Annotated in this window: 19 protein-coding genes; 6 read left to right on the top strand and 13 right to left on the bottom strand. The window is 53.0% G+C overall.

What is annotated here, in order from left to right; translation table 11 throughout:
* The first annotated feature begins 28 nt into the window (after nucleotides 1-28).
* Entirely contained in the window at nucleotides 29-970 is a 942-nt protein-coding gene (locus SIB41_RS09785) for a TIGR01777 family oxidoreductase (protein ID WP_413358529.1), read from the top strand.
* Here SIB41_RS09785 and SIB41_RS09780 read toward each other — a convergent pair.
* From SIB41_RS09780 to SIB41_RS09765, 4 genes are read right to left on the bottom strand one after another with little or no spacing between them, the layout of a single operon-like run.
* A complete protein-coding gene (locus tag SIB41_RS09780) occupies nucleotides 912-1,181 on the bottom strand; it encodes a hypothetical protein (RefSeq protein WP_413358527.1) in 270 nt (89 codons plus the stop codon). The two genes, SIB41_RS09785 and SIB41_RS09780, sit on opposite strands and share 59 nt — an antisense overlap.
* A complete protein-coding gene (locus SIB41_RS09775; RefSeq protein WP_413358525.1) occupies nucleotides 1,178-2,389 on the bottom strand; it encodes a lipid-A-disaccharide synthase-related protein in 1,212 nt (403 codons plus the stop codon). Before SIB41_RS09775 ends, SIB41_RS09780 begins: the two co-directional genes overlap by 4 nt.
* A gap of 1 nt (nucleotide 2,390) precedes the next feature.
* Nucleotides 2,391-2,810 (bottom strand): hypothetical protein, encoded by a 420-nt coding sequence (locus SIB41_RS09770; RefSeq protein ID WP_011131335.1) that lies wholly within the window; start codon nucleotides 2,808-2,810, stop codon nucleotides 2,391-2,393.
* Between the two features lie 59 nt (nucleotides 2,811-2,869).
* Nucleotides 2,870-3,262, bottom strand: a complete 393-nt coding sequence (locus SIB41_RS09765) for a HesB/IscA family protein (RefSeq protein ID WP_011131334.1) — start codon at nucleotides 3,260-3,262, stop codon at nucleotides 2,870-2,872.
* A gap of 117 nt (nucleotides 3,263-3,379) precedes the next feature.
* On the opposite strand from SIB41_RS09765, the gene zds reads away from it, so the two are divergent.
* Genes zds through SIB41_RS09750 form a run of 3 tightly spaced genes read left to right on the top strand, consistent with a single transcriptional unit; the run spans nucleotide 3,380 to nucleotide 5,800 of the window.
* On the top strand, nucleotides 3,380-4,852 hold the full coding sequence (gene zds / locus SIB41_RS09760; RefSeq protein ID WP_413358522.1) for a 9,9'-di-cis-zeta-carotene desaturase: 1,473 nt from the start codon (nucleotides 3,380-3,382) through the stop codon (nucleotides 4,850-4,852).
* Between the two features lie 2 nt (nucleotides 4,853-4,854).
* The gene (locus SIB41_RS09755) at nucleotides 4,855-5,304 is read left to right on the top strand and encodes an SRPBCC family protein (RefSeq protein WP_413358521.1); all 450 of its coding nucleotides are present in this window, start codon (nucleotides 4,855-4,857) and stop codon (nucleotides 5,302-5,304) included.
* A 25-nt stretch (nucleotides 5,305-5,329) separates the two neighbouring features.
* The gene (locus SIB41_RS09750) at nucleotides 5,330-5,800 is read left to right on the top strand and encodes a hypothetical protein (RefSeq protein WP_413358519.1); all 471 of its coding nucleotides are present in this window, start codon (nucleotides 5,330-5,332) and stop codon (nucleotides 5,798-5,800) included.
* Here the strand turns inward: SIB41_RS09750 and SIB41_RS09745 are convergent.
* From SIB41_RS09745 to SIB41_RS09725, 5 genes are read right to left on the bottom strand one after another with little or no spacing between them, the layout of a single operon-like run.
* Nucleotides 5,751-6,584, bottom strand: a complete 834-nt coding sequence (locus SIB41_RS09745; protein ID WP_413358517.1) for a uroporphyrinogen-III synthase — start codon at nucleotides 6,582-6,584, stop codon at nucleotides 5,751-5,753. The genes SIB41_RS09750 and SIB41_RS09745 overlap by 50 nt on opposite strands.
* On the bottom strand, nucleotides 6,581-7,789 hold the full coding sequence (locus SIB41_RS09740) for a glycosyltransferase (RefSeq protein WP_413358514.1): 1,209 nt from the start codon (nucleotides 7,787-7,789) through the stop codon (nucleotides 6,581-6,583). The genes SIB41_RS09745 and SIB41_RS09740 overlap by 4 nt, the downstream gene beginning before the upstream one ends.
* Nucleotides 7,790-7,826: 37 nt before the next feature.
* A complete protein-coding gene (locus tag SIB41_RS09735) occupies nucleotides 7,827-9,476 on the bottom strand; it encodes a glycoside hydrolase family 3 N-terminal domain-containing protein (RefSeq protein ID WP_413358512.1) in 1,650 nt (549 codons plus the stop codon).
* Complete coding sequence (gene rbfA / locus SIB41_RS09730; RefSeq protein ID WP_413358510.1) at nucleotides 9,473-9,901, bottom strand: 30S ribosome-binding factor RbfA; 429 nt, start codon at nucleotides 9,899-9,901, stop codon at nucleotides 9,473-9,475. Before rbfA ends, SIB41_RS09735 begins: the two co-directional genes overlap by 4 nt.
* A 2-nt stretch (nucleotides 9,902-9,903) precedes the next feature.
* Nucleotides 9,904-10,110 carry a DUF751 family protein gene (locus tag SIB41_RS09725; RefSeq protein ID WP_011827188.1) on the bottom strand — a complete coding sequence of 69 codons (207 nt, stop codon included), beginning with the start codon at nucleotides 10,108-10,110 and terminating at the stop codon, nucleotides 9,904-9,906.
* Nucleotides 10,111-10,749: 639 nt separating this feature from the next.
* On the opposite strand from SIB41_RS09725, the gene SIB41_RS09720 reads away from it, so the two are divergent.
* Together SIB41_RS09720 and SIB41_RS09715 are read left to right on the top strand one after the other, a co-directional pair.
* Nucleotides 10,750-11,475 carry a glutathione S-transferase family protein gene (locus SIB41_RS09720; protein ID WP_413361503.1) on the top strand — a complete coding sequence of 242 codons (726 nt, stop codon included), beginning with the start codon at nucleotides 10,750-10,752 and terminating at the stop codon, nucleotides 11,473-11,475.
* Nucleotides 11,476-11,511: 36 nt separating this feature from the next.
* Complete coding sequence (locus tag SIB41_RS09715; RefSeq protein ID WP_413358508.1) at nucleotides 11,512-11,784, top strand: chlororespiratory reduction protein 7; 273 nt, start codon at nucleotides 11,512-11,514, stop codon at nucleotides 11,782-11,784.
* 396 nt (nucleotides 11,785-12,180) lie between these two features.
* On the opposite strand, the gene SIB41_RS09710 is transcribed toward SIB41_RS09715, so the two are convergent.
* The 4 genes from SIB41_RS09710 to fabF form a co-directional block, all read right to left on the bottom strand.
* Entirely contained in the window at nucleotides 12,181-13,284 is a 1,104-nt protein-coding gene (locus SIB41_RS09710; RefSeq protein ID WP_413358506.1) for a glycosyltransferase family 2 protein, read from the bottom strand.
* A 214-nt stretch (nucleotides 13,285-13,498) separates the two neighbouring features.
* The gene (locus SIB41_RS09705) at nucleotides 13,499-14,431 is read right to left on the bottom strand and encodes a UDP-glucuronic acid decarboxylase family protein (RefSeq protein ID WP_413358504.1); all 933 of its coding nucleotides are present in this window, start codon (nucleotides 14,429-14,431) and stop codon (nucleotides 13,499-13,501) included.
* 134 nt (nucleotides 14,432-14,565) lie between these two features.
* The gene (gene tkt, locus SIB41_RS09700) at nucleotides 14,566-16,575 is read right to left on the bottom strand and encodes a transketolase (protein ID WP_063420531.1); all 2,010 of its coding nucleotides are present in this window, start codon (nucleotides 16,573-16,575) and stop codon (nucleotides 14,566-14,568) included.
* 52 nt (nucleotides 16,576-16,627) lie between these two features.
* Nucleotides 16,628-17,875 carry a beta-ketoacyl-ACP synthase II gene (gene fabF, locus SIB41_RS09695; protein ID WP_063420530.1) on the bottom strand — a complete coding sequence of 416 codons (1,248 nt, stop codon included), beginning with the start codon at nucleotides 17,873-17,875 and terminating at the stop codon, nucleotides 16,628-16,630.
* Between the last annotated feature and the right edge of the window lie 6 nt (nucleotides 17,876-17,881).

The raw sequence follows: 17,881 nt of genomic DNA, 5'->3' as shown, positions 1-17,881 counted from the left end.
TCTCGCGGCCAATGCCGTCAGTTCTTTTATGCGCCTTCTACTTGTTGGTTGCACAGGTTTTGTCGGCCGTGAGCTGGTCCCCCAGTTGTTGGCAGCCAAGCATCAGTTGATCTTGGTCAGTCGTAAGGCTGCCTCTGGGTTCGATCAAGAGCGCCAGGCAGGGCAGTTGGAGTGGCTGCAGATCAATCCGGCGGATCCAAACAGTTGGCTCGATGGCCCACTACTGACTGCCTTGGCCCAAGTAGAAGGAGTGGTGAACCTGGCCGGAGAACCGATCGCTGAGCAGCGCTGGACAGCTGCTCATTGTCAGAAGCTGGAGTCGAGTCGTTTGGACACAACCAGGGCATTGGTGAAAGCCATGAGTCAACTCAAGACACCACCAAGAGTGCTCTTGAATGCTTCTGCGGTGGGCTATTACGGCACCAGTCCAGATGGCTACTTCACGGAAAAGAGTCCTTGTGGACAAGATTTCCTCGCTCACCTTTGTGAGCGCTGGGAGGCTGCAGCTGCTGCTAAACCGTCTGCTACCAGATTGGTAGTAGTGCGTATCGGCATCGTTCTAGGGCCCGACGGAGGGGCTCTAGGCAAGATGCTGCCGGTGTTCAGGCTTGGTATTGGTGGTCCGGTGGGCAGTGGCCTTCAGTGGATGAGTTGGATTCATCGCACTGATCTGTGTCAGTTGATTGAAAAGGCTCTTAAGGAACGGGCTTGGTCCGGTGTGGTGAATGGGGTTGCTCCTGAGCCTGTCCCTATGGCTTCGTTCGCGGAGGTTCTCGGCAAGACTCTTGGTCGTCCAAGCCTCTTGCCGGTTCCAGGACCGCTCCTCAAAATCTTGCTTGGGGATGGCGCTCGTGTCGTCCTTGAGGGTCAACAGGTGGTCTCAGAACGACTTGCAGGGTTGGGTTTCAGGTTTAATTATCCCGATCTATGCCAGGCCTTATCCGCAGCCACCATGCCCACACCCCATTGATGAGGGCAGCTGTCATTAACAGGCTGATGGCGGGCAAAAATAGGGGCATCCAGAGTTGCTGAAACAGTCCTATTGGTTTCTCCACTCCCTGGCTTGCGGCCAGGATCGCTGTGACAAACCAGAGTGCTCCGGCAATCACTAGGAACACATCGATGATCAGCAGTCGGTCCAACCACTGTTTCCATTGGGGATCGGCAGAAGGAGTTGTCATTGATGTCTTTCAGTGAGCATGCTTGTAATGGCTTGGGCTAATCGTTGCCCGCCACCTGCCACCCCGAGTCTTTGCAAGGCCTGCTTCTGGCATTGTTGTTGCAGGTCAGGGTCCGCTTGGCTGCGTTTCAATAGCTCCAGAGTCAGTTTGGCAGTGTTCTGCAGGTTGAGCGCTTCGCCAGGCTTCCCACCAGCACAAAACACAGTGGGCCCGAGTAGTCGGCGCTGAGCTTCTGCGAATGCGGCGGTGAACTGGGGCCCCATTCCTGGAAGTTGTAGCACTGGCTTAGCGAGTCCTACCGCTTGTTCAGTCGCCGTGCCCGCCATGCTGATCAGGAGGTCGCTGCTCTGAAGGACCGCAATGAAACAGTTGCGTTGCAAGGTGATGTGTCGTTGACCGAGCACAAGCTTGGTGCGTGTTGCGTTGCCGATACCAGGTTGCATTTGCCAGCCTTTTTGAGCGACTAATTGAGCCAGGCTGCTGTCGTCTAGAGCTGGGACCAGTGCAAGATCTAGGCTTATTTCATCGCGGGCTAGTAGTTGTTCTGGAAGATATTCCACCATCGCCAACAGCAACAGCAGGTTGTGTTCTAGTTCTGGGAGGCGGCTGCCAGGCAGAAGTCCTAGGCGATAACGGCAGCTTGGTAAGCGTGCTTGAGGAGTGAGGACTGGATCCATAAAGGGATTGCCCAGAAAGCTCACTGGGCGTTGAAGTTGAGCCGTGAGGTCTGTTGCGGTGAGCTCGTCGCGGCTGTAAACACCCAAACACCGCTTACTTTTCAGACAGCTGCCACAAGGCCAAGGCAATCGCAGCCGACCTTCATAGTGACTGGAGTAAGCCACTAGGTAGATCGCGACCGGACGGCAGCTAAGCCAAGCTGCTATCACAGGGATCACATCGCCAATCACCACCAGCAGGTCGTAGTGGTCTGCCACCTGCAACAAACGTCCCAGGCGCCTTAGGAGATAGAACACTTGGCCTTGTAGCAGTTCAGTCAGCCTGCCTCGAAGACTGGTGTATCCAAGCCCGCCTGTGCTGAATGCTTTGGCCTGTCCAAGGATTTTGATTCCTGCCTCGGTATAGGCATGACCATGACCGACCAAAGGCAGGGCCTCTAGTTGATGGCCGAGGTTGAGCAGGGTTTTGCCTAGTAGGGCACCGGAAAGGTCTTCCCCGTGTCCATTACTCAACAGCAGCAGCTTCGCCAAATCAGAGCTCCAGCCAAGCCTTTACTTTCTTCAAAGCATGCCAATTTGGTCTGCGAAGTAACCCATCGGCGATTGAGTCCTTGAGGTCTTTTGCAAACTCCGGTGCAACAGCAAGAATTTTTTGCACCATGTCGATTTGATCTCTTACACCCTTGGAGTTGGTTTCCAGCAGGGCCAGGCTGAGGTTGATACGAGCTTGGGGATCCTGGGCGTTGAGCTTTACCGCAGTGCGCGCGCTGCGCAGGGCCTCATCGGGTTGAGCATTGAGAAGCTGTAGCCAGGCTAGGCATGTCCAGCCAGCCGCTTGATTGGGCGTCGTTGCTGTGATGGTTTTGAAGTCTTCGATCAGCTCACTGGCTTCAGCTCCGGACTGATACCGGGCCATGGCTGTTTCGAAGAGGTTCTCGTTGGTGGACGCCATCGGATGCAGCAGAACTGCTTAGGTCTCTTCAGATTCCCACGGAGCGGTGGCCATTGATTTCAGACAGCAAATGAGCTGCCGCAACCGCAGGTTTGGCTGGCGTTGGGATTGGTGAAATTGAAGCCGCCGCCAATCATTTCAGTGCTGAAATCCAATTGCATCCCATAGATGTACAGCAGGCTCTTGGGATCACAGATCACACGGAAACTTGCGCCATCGGTTGCGGTGTACTCATAGACCTCATCACCCTCTTGGATATCGGCTGAGGGGACAAAATCCATGGTGTAGCTCATGCCGCTGCAGCCGCCCGAGCGCACGCCTACTCGCAGTACCTGATCATTCCCCTTCTCAAGGCAGAGCCTGGCCAACTGCTGCATAGCTGTGTTGGTGATTTGAATGCCTTTGCCGTCAGTAGCTGTGTGGTGGGTTGCAGGATGAGTGGTGCTGGTCATTCAGTGCTGGCACAGACCTCAATTCATTTTATGGAGGGATGTCTCTCGTTGCACTATCCAATGCAGTCAACCTATCCGCCATATTTATAGAGTCGGAAGGATTTTTGTAGGAAGCGCGTGCGGGTCGCCATTGTGGGCGCTGGGCTTGCCGGATTGGCTGCAGCGGTTGATCTCGTTGATGCCGGTCATACCGTGGATCTCTACGAAGCTCGGCCGTTCATTGGTGGCAAGGTTGGTAGTTGGGAAGATCCAGATGGCAACCATGTCGAAATGGGGTTGCATGTTTTCTTTTTCAATTACGCCAATCTTTTTGCGCTGATGCGCAAGGTGGGTGCCATTGACAATCTGCTGCCAAAGGACCACACCCATTTGTTCGTCAATCGTGGTGGTGATCTTCGATCTCTTGATTTTCGTTTTGCGCTAGGGGCTCCTTTTAACGGTCTCAAGGCTTTTTTTACGACTCCTCAGCTGAACTGGATCGATAAATTGCGCAATGCCCTTGCTCTGGGAACGAGTCCCATTGTTAGGGGCCTGGTGGATTACGAGGGGGCCATGAGCACAATCCGTGCTCTCGATGCAGTGAGTTTTCAACAGTGGTTTCTCAGTCATGGCGGCAGCCTGCAGAGCATTCAGCGCATGTGGAACCCGGTTGCCTATGCCCTTGGCTTTATTGACTGTGAGGCGATCTCTGCCCGTTGCATGCTCACCATTTTCATGATGTTTGCAGCTCGTACGGAAGCATCCAAGCTGAATTTGCTTAAAGGCTCCCCTCATCGTTGGCTTACCGCGCCGATTCTTGATTACATCCAGGCAAGGGGTGGTCGTCTTCATCTCCGCCATCGTGTGCGTGAGGTGCACTTTCGCGATGACGCCGCTCCCGTGGTTACCGGGCTAAGCCTTGGCACACCAGAAGGGGATGTCATGGTTGAAGCTGATTGCTATTTGGCCGCTTGCGATGTGCCAGGCATTCAGCGCTTGCTTCCTGAAGCATGGCGTAAGTTCCCCCAATTTGATGACATCTACAAGCTCCAAGCCGTGCCAGTCGCCACCGTGCAGCTGCGTTACGACGGCTGGGTGACTGAGTTGGGTAATGACCCCATTCACGAGGCTGCACGCAGGGATCTCCGGAGTCCTGTTGGCTTGGATAATCTTTTGTATACAGCTGATGCAGATTTCAGCTGCTTTGCGGATCTGGCTTTGGCGAGTCCTGAGGACTATCGCCGGGAGGGTCTGGGCTCTTTACTCCAATGTGTACTCACTCCTGGTGACCCCTGGATTTCTAAATCCGTAGAGACGATCGTTTCGCACACCGATGCTCAAGTGCGTGAATTGTTCCCTTCGTCTCTTTCTCTCAAGCTGGTGTGGAGCAACGTCGTCAAACTTGCTCAGTCTCTTTATCGAGAAGCCCCAGGGATGGAGCCTTATAGACCAGATCAGTGCACGCCTGTCAGTAATTTCTTTTTGGCGGGGAGTTATACCCGCCAGGATTACATCGACTCAATGGAGGGTGCCACGATGAGTGGCCATTTGGCGGCGGCGGCGATCCTTCATCAACCAGCCAAGTTGGCCACCAATCAGGCGGTGGCTTAACGATGGGACGCTGGCTTGAACACACAGTGACTAGCGATATCAATGCTCCCGTTGAGCAGGTATGGGCTGTCTGGATGGATCTAGAGGCCATGCCTCGCTGGATGAACTGGATTGAATCTGTCAAAACCCTGGAGGATCCAAACCTCACGGATTGGACCTTGGCTGCTCAGGGCTTTCGTTTCCATTGGCAGGCAAGGATCAGCAAGCAGGTTGAAGGCCAGCAGTTGCAATGGGAATCCATCGGAGGGCTACCTACGAAAGGAGCTGTGCGTTTCTATCCGGAGAGCGAGAACCGTACAGCTGTGAAATTGAGCGTTACTTACGAGTTACCGAGGCCCTTGGCACCCTTGATGGAACCGAGCATCCTGGGAGGGATTGTTACTCGTGAGCTCCAGGCCAATCTTGACAGATTTAGGGATCTTGTGGAAAGCGGTTACTGCGTTTCCTCCTGAGTGCTCGAGGACAGCCGCCTGGCGGTTGAGGAGTGCATTGATCCTGCTCACGGTTGCGCTAACGGGATGCAGTACCGATCGCACTTCTACCGAGAAGTTGGCTGCAACACCGCGATCGGCTACGGATAGTGCTGAGAAGTTTGTGATGCCGATTGATCTTTCTGATCGGCTCACACCACTGCCTTCGGCCACAGAGGTTCAAGAGCGAGTGCTCGCAGGTCGAAGGGATCCTTTTCAACCGCTTGTTGGCTCAACGACTTCAAATGGCTTCATCCTGAAAGGTGTCCTGGTTGTTGGCGGGCAGCAGCGGGCATTGGTTCAAACATCAGATGGATCAGGAGCATTGTGCGTGGGGCCTGGAGGTCGTTGCCCCGGTCAAGTTGAGGCGGACCAGCTGTTACCTCCAAGCTGGTCGCTGCTATCGATCGACGTTCAGCGCGGGTGCATCACCCTGAGCCAGGGGGGCAAGTCTCAGCCTCCGACCTGCATGCTTTAACACAAGCAATGACAAGCCCCTCAAGGTCGTGGGGATCGGCTTCTTGATCCACCCTTCCAAAATGCTGCTCACAGCTGAGGCTTGTCTGGGGGCCAATGGAGATAACTTTGACTGTTTCAAGCTGCTGCAGCCAGTCGCTGCCAAAACGATGGCTGAGCAAACTTGCTGTGTGTGCCGCGGTCTTGCCGCTGCTGAAAGCAATTGCATCCACATTGCTGTTTGCGAGGGCTGTGGCCGTGTCCTCCGGGATTGCTTCTGGGCAACGGGATTCATAAGCTGCTACTTCAATCACGTGTGCTCCGCTTTCCCGGAAGGCTTCTCCCAGAATGGTGCGGCCACCGCTCTGGACTCTTGGCAGCAGCATCTTCAGTCCAAAGCCTGAAACTGGGAAATGATTGATCAGGCTGTCAGCCACAAAGTTTGGGGGAACAAAATCAACCGCAGCTCCTAGGTGTTCAAGATATTGGGCTGTTTTGCGGCCTACTGCTGCAAGTTTTAGTCCCTTGGGACGATTGGCAAGAGATTGGCCGATCCGCTGCAGCCGTTCTTCAACGGCCCGTACTCCATTGGCACTGGAGAACACCAACCAGTGGAATGTCTTGATGTCGGCTAAGGCATCATCGAGGGGTTGCCAATCGTCGGGTGGGCCAATCACAAGAGCGGGCAGATCCAGAACGTTCGATCCAAGGGCATGAAGCCGACTCCGAGCCTCACTCTGTTGCTCCTGGGCACGGGTCATGATGATTGTGCGGCCATGAAGGGGAGCTATGGGTTTGCTGCTCATTTCTCTTCCTCATTTAGTTTCACAATGCCTGCTACCTGATGGCGCAGCCCTTCGCTTTCCTTGCTTCGTCCTTGACGGTGCAGCAGCGTAATAGCCTTTTTAAAGCTGTTGCGGGCACCATTGATGTCCCCAGCGACGAGCATCGCGACCGCATGATTTTGGTGGGTCTCAGCATGTTCAGGATTAAGTTGCTTCGCTTGTTCGTAGGCGTATAAGGCTTCTACAAGATTGCCTTGGCGACGCTGCATTAATCCGAGGTTGTACCACGCCAGAGCGACTTCCGGGGCTTGTTGGGTAGCGGTGGTGGTGAGTGCGATGGCTTCATCCAGTTGCTCTTGTTGCATGAGCAGGGCTGCCAGGTTGAGGCGAGCTCCCAGGCTCACTCTGATGTCCATGGGTAGAGCCACGGCTTCGCGGTAGGCCGTGACGGCTCCTTGGGGATCGTCTTGGGCAAGGGCAATGCCTAGGTGCAGAAGAAGTTCGTAGCGTTCGATCGGATTGACATTCGTGTTTTCGTTCTGCTTTAGGCCTTGCCGCAAGAGCTGGATGCCGAGCTCTTTTTGCCCTTCGTCCACCTCGAGAGCGCCGAGCTTTGCACAGGTATACGGATCGCCTGGATGCTCAGCCAGCCAGGCCTCCATTGCTGTCCTCAACCGTTGGGATTTGTTGCTGCTTTGGAGTAGATCTGGCCGGTAGCCTTCGTGGAACAAAGCCGGCTCAAGGTAATCGACGATGCGCCAATGGGGTTCTTCGCTGAGCAGATCCCTCACGCTGTCGTCAATCATGGAGTGGTATGGGCGGCTCCAGTGGATTCGCGGGTGTCGGCGGAACAGACGGCTGACGTTTGAATAAGGGGCCATCGTTGCTCCCTGCTCAAAGCGCAGCAGGTTTATCACCAGAACATCTGGCTGAGCCATCAAGTTTTGTAGGCCTGAGATGGCCTCAGCGCGTAGTTGTTCATCGGCATCAAGAACAAGGACCCAATCCCCCGTGGTCAGGTTCAGGGCGGCATTACGGGCTGGGGCAAAGTCCCCTGGCCACGGCAGGTGCTCTATTCGTGCACCGGCGGCTTCAGCTATGGCCACTGTTGCATCCGTGGACCCCGTGTCGACTAGCACGATTTCGTCTACGAACCCTTTCACGGACGCCAGGCAGGCTCCCAGGCGACTCTCTTCGTTGCGTACGACCATCGAGAGGCTGAGCATTGGAGCTGGTTTGGAGGGTGGCTCGAGGATATAGACGTCAGTCCGTGAAGTCTTGGAACAGCGGCGTTTGGGCACTTGATTGCACCTGCGCAGGTTGTAGCAGGCAGGCAAGAACCTGGCGCTGGGCTTCAGGCATCTGACCAGGGCTGTAAGCCGCGGGGATGCCGATATTTAACACTTCAATCAGCTCATCCCAGATGTAAGGACTGCCGTAGACAACTAGGGCTGCGAGGCGTTTTTGCTGTTGGAGTTGCTTGACGGTTGCCACCCATGGCTCGTGGCGATCCTGGTCGCCACGGAAGGGGTTCCCGCGTAAGAAAAGTTGCAGCATTATTGGGCCGATTCCCAATCGTTCTAGAGCTAAAGGCTGATCTGGGTCGTCTTGCCAGGGAGAGATCCCTAGGGGGTGACAGAGCAAACTTTGAAATCCAGCTTCAGAGGGCAGTACGAGTGCTGGGGCCGTGGCTGCGAGTACCGAGCAGGGCAAGACTCCATCCACCCGCAGGAGATTGATGCCTGACTCAGTTGGGGTGACCGGTCCTGGATGGTGGATTTTTAGCGATGCAGTCACCAGTTCTCTGGCGAGAGCACGGTCTTCATCTCGTTCCAGGGGTTTCTCAATGCTTGTGCTGTCTTTGAGGGCCAGCTTTGCAGTGGAGGTGCCAACCTTTTGTAAGGCTTCTCGCCGGCGTTCTAGGGAGGCGTGCAAGCGTTGCATTGGAATTTGGCCCGACTGGAGGGCCTCGCATAGGGCCTCGATAGCGTCATCTGCATTCTCGGGCATTAAAATCAGGTCAGCACCGGCGGCAAAGGCCATCACGGCGGCTTCGCCAGCGCTATAGGACTGAGTGATTGCTCGCATGACCAGGGCATCGGTCACGACCAAGCCCTCGAACTTGAGTTTGCGGCGTAAAAGGTCTTGGAGAACAGCTGGAGACAGGGTCGCCGGACAGGAGGCGTCGAGGTTTCGCATCAATAGATGGGCTGTCATGATGCTGTCGATGCCGGCTTTCATGACGGCCTGGAAAGGCACGAGTTCAAGCTCCACAAGCTGGCGGAGGTTTTCATCCAGTACAGGCAACTGCAGATGGGAATCCATTCCCGTATTGCCATGACCTGGGAAGTGTTTGGCGCATCCCAGCACACCTTCTGCTGCAAGGCCTTGTTGGAAAGCACAGGCCAAAGAAGAGACGGTGGCAGTGTCTTCTCCCCATGCCCGCACATTGATGACAGGGTTGGCTGGGTTGTTGTTGACATCGCAGACGGGTGCTAACACCCAGTTGAGTCCGCAGCGTCGAGCTTGGTGTCCTGTGCAGCGGCCGTAGCGCTCGGCCAGATTGACAGCACGACCTTGGTCTTCTTGATAAAGCCGTCCAAGGGCCATGGGCGGTACGAGCCAAGTGCCGCCTTCAAAGCGTTGACCGACACCCTCTTCCACATCGGCACATAACAGGAGGGGTGCTCTCGCCCATTGTCGAAGTCTCTTGCAGCGATGCCTTATTTCGGTGCTTGTGCCGCCCAGCAAAATCACACCGCCCACACCTTCAGCGAGCAGACGTTTTAGCTCAGCGTTGCTTAGTTCCCATTTTGGATAACGGCGTTGGTCATCGCTGGCATGACCACTTGCTCGCACCACCAGCAACTCAGCGACTTGACGTCGAAGGGGGCTCTGGATCGGCGGGTTCACGTTTTGTTGGCAGTTGTTGTCTCGTAAGTGGTTGGTTGATCACTCTCTGATGGCACTTCTTCAAGGGTTTCTCGCTGTTGTTCCAATTGCTCAAGAAGATTCAGTACCGAAGTTCCCTTCTCGATTCCGCGATCCAAATGAAAGTGCACTTCAGGTGCACGTCGCATCTGCAATCTGCGGCCAAGCTCGCCTCTGAGGAAACCACTGGCGGCCTCTAGACCCTCTAGCACTTCAGAGCGTTGGATCTCTTCGCCGTAAATGCTCACAAAAATCTTGCAGTGCTGTAGATCGCCGGAGACTTCCACATTCGTAATACTCACCATGCCCTGATGCACCCGTTCGTCGCGGATGCCATGGATGAGTAATTCGCTTGTCTCTCGGCGAATTAGGGCAGCGACCCGCTCCACCCGTCGTCCAGGTGCCATATCTATGCCAGTGATGTTGGATACACCATGGCATGCATGATTAAGACAATGCTGATCAATCCACTTATTAGGGCCCCAATGATGGCTATTGCAGTGACGGGATTACTGCGACGCTTGGCGAGTGGCTCGATGTAGTTGTTGAGCAAACCAAGACAGAAGGCGATGAGGTATCGCGGATAGCGTGACAAGTTGAGAAATAACTCTCTCATCTTCAGTTATTGCAGAGGGTTTTTGGGAAATGGGTTAGCCCAAAGTGAGGATGAAGCTACTTCTGAAGTCACAGATCACCTGAGCGCAAAGGTTGCCGGTATCGTGCATTCTCAGTGTGACCAGTTATACGACGTTAGTTTAGTGAGGTAGAAGGCACTGCGGTAGTTCCTTTGAGAAACCGCAGTGCAGCGTCTTAGGGCTTGCTGTTGCCTCTATTGCTTAGAGCGGCCAGCGGGGGGCTCAGATCTCAGCTCAGTTGGTGCGGCCATTCTGGCGATAGCCGTAGGCAGTGTTGCTCAAGAAAAGGCAATTAACGAAGCCGTTAAAGGGGAGGAAATCTGGAACACTTCTCTTCGGCGCGTCGCAAATTTCTGTTAATTCATTGCTCAGCATGCACCATTTGCGGTTGCTAAATTAATTATTTGCCTTGAAGAAACTGTTTGATTGGTGTCTTGAAATACAGCCATTTGGCTAACTTTCAAAGCCGATTGCATTGGCCTGACTTGATTGAATCTGTATAAAACAGCTCTTTTCATTTTCCACTCTCAGCCGAAAGCCAAATGCGATTATTGCCCTTTTTGCCTTAGCGGGCTTTTGAAGCTGTTAGCTACTCTGCCGTTCTTTTGGCAGAGCAAACGATGATGGAACTGCATCAATTCCGCCATTCCGCCTTCTGTCTCAAGGTGCGGATGGTCTTGCAGGCCAAGGGTTTGACTTACCAGGTGGTGGAAGTTACCCCCGGGCTAGGACAGCTCAACGTGTTTCGCTTGTCAGGTCAGCGTCAGGTCCCTGTACTTGTCGATGGCGATGTTGTTTTGGCAGATTCCAGCACCATTGCTCGACATCTCGAGGCTAAGCAGCCGGAACCAGCCCTCATTCCGGTTGATCCACAGCAGGCCGCGCAGGTGTACTTGATTGAAGATTGGGCTGATACGACATTGGCGCGGGCAGGCCGGTCAGCTTTGTTGCAGGCTGCAGCCTTGGACTCTGAGTTGCGTTTAGCTCTTCTTCCAGAAGATCTGCCAACTCCCTTGCGTCAGGTCATGGGAGATCTCCCGGGGGGGTTATTGAACGGTGTCTCTGAGATCATTGGCCAGGCAGAGAGGGTTGAGTTATTAGCGAGCCTCGAACAATTGGCTGATTTGATGCAGAAAAGGTCCTGGCTAGTAGGAGATGCGATGAGTTTGGCTGATTTAGCTGTAGCCGCTCAGATTTCTTTAATGCGTTTTCCAGCCTCGGCTGGGGCAGCACTTGCCGGTAAAGGTGTGTTCGGCCTGAGTGATCACCCGCGGCTGCAGCCCTTATTCCACTGGAGGGATCAGCTTGAGTTGTTATTGCTTGAGGCGGATGACTCAGTCCGATGAGCCTTGCTTGAACATCGATGCAGAAATGGCTGTCTAATGTCTGATCCCTTGATTCGTGATTCTGATCACTACGTTGTTTTGGAGCCTGGCCAGGCTGAGCGACTTCTGAGCGCTGCTGACACACTTGTTTGGTTGCAGACTTGGCTCCAGAGTTTGGATGTCTTGCCAGAGGATTTGCAGAGTCAGAACTCACTCGCTTCAGCGGCCCAGCGGTTGCTTGATACAGCTTGTGAGCTGGAGGTGGGCCAAGGTCTCTGCCTGCAGTGGTTTGCGGTACGCCTGGAACCTCCTGGATCTGTTCAAAGTTGAGTTCATTTGGATAGATTTAGTTCGCTTTGACAACACTGTTGCTGAACACCGATGAAGTCGTGCAGGCCTTACGTATCGAGAAGACAAACTCAATCCAAGCTCCCTTTAACATCATGAGCCTTTAAATCATCACTTGTAATTGTTGCAGTTCGCGATTTTTCCCAGGGGCATTATGATGTGAATCTAGAGTTGAATGCATATCAGCACATTGATCATTTCCAGATCTGCGGACTGAAGCAAGTATTCTATAAATGAAAATCTGTCTCGAGAGCATATAGAATGGCTGGAGACTATGTTGAGTCATACGAGATAGATGCGTCAATTCAATTGCAAGTCTGAAATGGCATTGTCCTAAAATATTTTATGTGTCACCAATGAAGAGCATAAGTTATATGGCTATGGAGTATTCCAAACAAATTTGCTGCTTGCCACATAGTTCCAAGTAAAGGCAAAGATGATGCCAAGCAGTTGTGCGATCAGCTCGTTGGAAGAGATGTGCTCGTAATAAGCAGATGCCAAACCAATATTGGCCACGAATGGTAAAGAGGAAACAAGTAAAAACTTTGTAAGGCCTTTTATTAATTTTAAGCCATTAAGGCGTGCAAACCTAAAAGTCAAAATATTGTTGATTAAGTAATTAGATGTTGCTGCTAATATGACAGCAATAGGCAGAGAGGATTGAAAAGAATAGGCAAGTATATTGGTGAGAATAAAAACACTAAACAGCTGTACAAAAACACCACTTAGGCCAACGAGCGCAAAGCTTATTGCGCGACGAGGAATAAGCTTTAGGCTAATTGAATGTAGAAATGATAATAAGAAATCCCATGCGACTGCGATATCCAGTTTAGAGCTTCCATGAAGCCTCTTCTCGAAGATCAGGGGTACCTCGCCAACCAATAAGGCTCCATTGCTTTTGGCCAATAATTCATATAGGAACTTAAAGCCATTGACATCAACAGAGCGAATGATTGGCATGGCCTGCTTCAAGTCGACTGCAAAAAATCCACTCATGTAATCAGTTAAATGACGATATCTTTTTGAGATACTTTTTTTGGCAAGAAAGTTTGCAAAAGTAGAAGCACTTTCTCGATCATTGGTGAGACCATTGATTACAGATCCTTGAAGAAACCTGCTGCCAACAACAAGATCTAAGCCTTTGTCTCTTAGATGACTTATTGATTGTTTGATGACTGACGTAGGATGTTGACCATCGCAATCCATGACAAGAGCATATTCATGGCAAGCATTTAAGAGTCCTTCTTTGATAGCACTGGAAAGACCACTTCTGCCTACACGCCTAACTAATCGGATGAATGAATATTGACGAGCCAATTCCAATACCACCTCAGAGGTGCCATCTGGCGAATCATCATCTACAACAATAATCTCTAACTTGTATTGCAAGGATAGATCAATGATTGATTCGATGATGGTGCAAATATTATCCCTTTCATTGAAAGCAGGTAATATTATTGATAAGCTGGCAGTCTCTGCCATCTCTAAGCATTGGTTGAGCGCTTGCTATTTTAGCATCCTTCGATGCTCGGTAAGGCAAGCTCCTTCCGGGCATAGAATCAATATTTTCTTTAGTGCTTGTCTGTTAGTAAATCCGTGTTATTTCTGATGGTTTGTTTTGATAAATGGAGTTGTCTAGTTGATGGCTAATATTTGAACTTGCCGAGGCCAGGGTGAATTCTATTGCTCCATTGTTTCATAGTTGCTTACGAAACCAGTCGATCGTTCTTGTTAGTCCATCTTCAAGTGTAATGCGTGGCTTCCAGTCCAGTTGCTTTTGGGCTAAGTCGATTATTGGCTGGCGTTGCATTGGATCGTCTTGAGGCAAGGGCTTTGAGATCAAAGGCAGATTGGGTTGGATACTATTGCGAACTAACTCTGCTAGTTGGCGAATCGTGAATTCACTGGGATTGCCGATGTTAATGGGTCCAGTTGTATCACTGTTCATGAGGCGCAACATGCCTTCGATGAGATCATCCACATAACAGAATGAACGCGTTTGTAGGCCATCTCCGTAGAGGGTTAGTGGTTCACCACGAAGTGCCTGCATGATGAAGTTGCTCACCACCCTGCCATCATCTGGCAACATTCGGGGGCCATAGGTGTTGAAGATGCGCATCACTCTGATCTCCGTGGCATGGATGCGCTGGTAGTCGAAGCAGAGTGTTTCTGCAATGCGCTTTCCCTCGTCGTAACAGCTGCGAATCCCGATTGTGTTAACGCAACCGCGATAGCTTTCTGGTTGGGGATGAATTTCTGGGTCGCCGTAAACCTCGCTTGTGCTTGCGAGTAGTAGGCGTGCGCCTACCCTGCGAGCGAGGCCCAGCATGTTGTAGGTACCAAGAAAACTGGTTTTGGCTGTTTTAATTGGATTAAACTGATAGTGAACCGGTGATGCAGGGCATGCCAGATGCCAGATCCGATCAACTTCGAGCTTGATTGGTTCGGTGACATCGTGTCTGATTAATTCGAAGCGTGGATGCTCGATCCATTGCGCAACATTGACTTTGCGCCCAGTTAAATAGTTGTCGAGGCAAATGACTTCTTCCCCCGCCTGCATGAGCCTGTCGACTAGATGAGAGCCAAGAAAACCTGCGCCTCCGGTAACAAGATTGCGAGTCGGTTGCAAGGCTTCAGTGTTAGATATTTAGATCTGAGTCTAGGCGGAGATGTCTGCTCACTTGATACCAATAAAAAAGCTCCGCACCAGTAGAGATGCGGAGCAGAAACGAGGCTTGCTAGAGCTATTGATTAACTTGCAGATCAATTCAGCAACGCTTTGGACTTCGCCACCACATTCTCTACGGTGAAGCCAAACTTCTCCATGCATGTGCCACCTGGTGCAGAAGCGCCAAAGCTGTTCATGGTCACACTGTCGCCATCAAGGCCAATGTACTTGTGCCAGCCAAATGATTCGGCGGCTTCCACCACGATGCGCTTGCGTACAGCGTTTGGCAGCACCTCTTGTTTGTATGCGCTGCTCTGTTCTTCAAAAAGTTCTATGCAAGGCATCGAGACCACGCGAATCTTGTGGCCTTCAGCACTGAGTTGCTTGGCGGCTTGCACGCAAAGGTCAAGCTCTGTGCCTGTACCGATCAGGATCAGATCAGCTGTTCCTTCGCAATCTTCCAGTACGTAGCCGCCGAGAGCGACATTTTCGATGGATGAATTGGCTTGGTTGGCCATGCCCTGACGGCTCAGGCAAAGAGAGCTGGGGCGTTTGCGATTCTGGATGGCTAATTTGTACGCTCCGCTGGTCTCATTACCATCTCCGGGACGGAACACCAGCATGTTTGGCATGGCGCGCAGGGAGGGAATGGTTTCGACCGGTTGGTGGGTAGGCCCATCTTCACCGACGCCGATTGAGTCATGGGTGAGTACGTAGATCACTCCAAGCTCACTTAAGGCTGAAAGGCGCATTGAGCCGCGCATGTAGTCAGCAAAAACCAGGAAGGTTCCGCCGTAGGGGATTAGACCACTGTTGTGGTATGCGATGCCATTGAGGATGGCGGCCATGGCGTGCTCGCGCACACCGAAATGTAGATAACGCTTTTCGGGTGTTTCCTTTTGGAAGGAGCCGGTTTCACCTTTGATATCGGTGTAATTGGAGTGAGTGAGGTCGGCAGAACCGCCAATCAGTTCGGGCAGATTTGGCCCCAGCGCGCCGAGGCAGATCTGGGAGTGCTTACGCGTTGCGAGGCCGCTGTCTTCAGGGGTATAGGTCGGTAGATCTTTGTCCCACCCCTTGGGAAGTTCACCGCGCAACATCCGCTCGAATTCAGCTGCTTCATTTGGGTATTGACTTCTGTAGTTGGCGAGTGCTTGATTCCACTCAGATTCAAGGCGAGCGCCTTGATCGATGGCCTTGCGGTACTGGTCGTAGGCCTCTTGGGGAATTTCAAAAGGGCCATAGTTCCATCCCAGTTGTTGGCGAGTGAGAGTGGCTTCTTCTTCGCCAAGGGGCGCCCCATGCACGCCGGCAGTGTCGCTTTTGTTAGGGGAGCCGTAACCAATGGTGGTGGTCACCTTGATAATGGACGGCTTATCGGTCACGGCCTTGGCGGCAGCGATCGCCTTGGCGATGGCATTCACGTCGGTGTCGCCATTGGCGACATGTTGTACATGCCAGCCATAGGCTTCGTAGCGCTTGAGAACGTCTTCGGTGAAGGAAACGTCTGTGCGGCCGTCGATCGTGATGTGGTTGTCGTCGTAGAGGGCGATCAGTTTTCCTAGCTTGAGGTGGCCGGCAAGGGAGCAGGCCTCCGAGGCAATACCTTCTTGGTTGCAGCCATCGCCCATCACCACGTAGGTGTAGTGATCAACGATCTTTGCTTCGGGTTTATTGAATTTGGCCGCAAGGTGAGCTTCAGCGATCGCAAGGCCAACGGCATTAGAGATCCCAGCACCAAGGGGGCCTGCGGTGACTTCGACTCCAGGGGTCTCAAATGTTTCGGGATGTCCAGGAGTGCGGGAGCCCCATTGGCGGAATTGCTTGATGTCCTCGATGCTCACCGAGTCATACCCGGTGAGATGCAACAGCGCGTAAACCAACATGCAACCGTGACCGGCTGAGAGGACAAAGCGGTCGCGGTTGAACCACTGAGGATTCTTGGGGTTGTGATGCAGAAATTGGTCCCAGAGGGTGTAGCCCATGGGGGCACAGCCCATGGGAAGACCAGGGTGGCCGCTGTTGGCCTTGTTGACCGCATCGACGGCCAGCATGCGAATGCTGTTGATGCAGAGCGTATCTAGGGAAGCAGTCGCAGCGACCATGGTGTTGAGATGGGATAGCAGGGAGTCTGAAGGATGGAGGCGGCAGAGCCGCTTAGGCCATTTGGCGGAAGGCGAGGCAGACGTTGTGGCCGCCGAAGCCGAAGGAATTGGAGAGCACCACGCTTAATCTGTGTTCTCTGGCCATGTTGGGGACATAGTCCAGATCACACTGTGGATCTGGGTTGAGGTAATTAATGGTGGGAGGCACCATGCCGTGCTGAAGGGCAAGCACGCACGCCACAGCTTCAATGCCGCCCGATCCACCAAGAAGGTGACCCGTCATGGATTTTGTGGAGCTCACAGGAATCTGATAAGCCCTCTCACCGAGAGCATTTTTGATGGCTGCTGTTTCGTTGCTGTCATTGGCAGGAGTACTGGTGCCATGGGCATTGATGTAATCCACGCTGGTGGGCTCCAGCTGTCCGTCTTTTAGGGCCAGGCGGATTGCTTCTGCACCACCAACGCCACCAGGGGTTGGTGAGGTGATGTGGTGGGCATCGCAGGTGATGCCATAGCCCACAATCTCAGCATGGATCGTGGCATCGCGATTTTTGGCGTGCTCAAGGGTTTCAAGGACCAGGACGCCAGATCCTTCCCCGATGACGAATCCATCTCGTTCTGCATCGAACGGACGGCTAGCCGTGGCGGGGTCATCATTGCGGAAGGAGAGAGCCTTGGCACTGGCGAAGCCAGCCACACCTAGTGGCGTGATGCTTGCTTCTGCACCACCACACACCATTACATCAGCTTTGCCGAGTTGCAGCAGCCGGAAAGCATCGCCGATGGCATTGGATCCAGCTGCACAGGCTGTGGCTACTGCTGAGCTGGGTCCTTTGGCCCCCAATGCAATGGCGGCAAGCCCAGTAGCCATGTTGGGGATCATCATCGGCACTGTGAATGGGCTGACCCGACCGGGACCTTTCTCATTCAAAACGTGGGCTTGGGTCTCCATGGTGAGCAGACCACCAACACCTGAACCAATAATCACCCCGATGCGGGAGGAATTTTCCTCTGCGATGCTTAGACCGGCATCAGCAACTGCCTGCTTGGCTGCTACTACACCGAATTTGCTGAATCGATCCCATCTTTTTGATTCCTTCGCTTCGAGGAAACCGGTTGGGTCAAAGTCTTTGACCTCTGCGGCAAAGCGACATGCATGGGCTGACGCGTCAAACAGGCTGATTGCGCCTACGCCATTGTTGGCTGTCTTCAACCCTTCTAAATAGTCCGCGACCGTGTTGCCAATCGGTGTGACCGCTCCGAGACCGGTGATCACAACCCGATGGAGATCCTCCATCATGCCGAT

Source organism: Prochlorococcus sp. MIT 1201, assembly GCF_047303415.1.
Classification (GTDB): Bacteria; Cyanobacteriota; Cyanobacteriia; order PCC-6307; family Cyanobiaceae; genus Prochlorococcus; species Prochlorococcus marinus_D.
The sequence above is the reverse complement of the archived record's forward strand: the minus strand, read 5'-3'. Positions and strand labels throughout refer to the sequence as shown.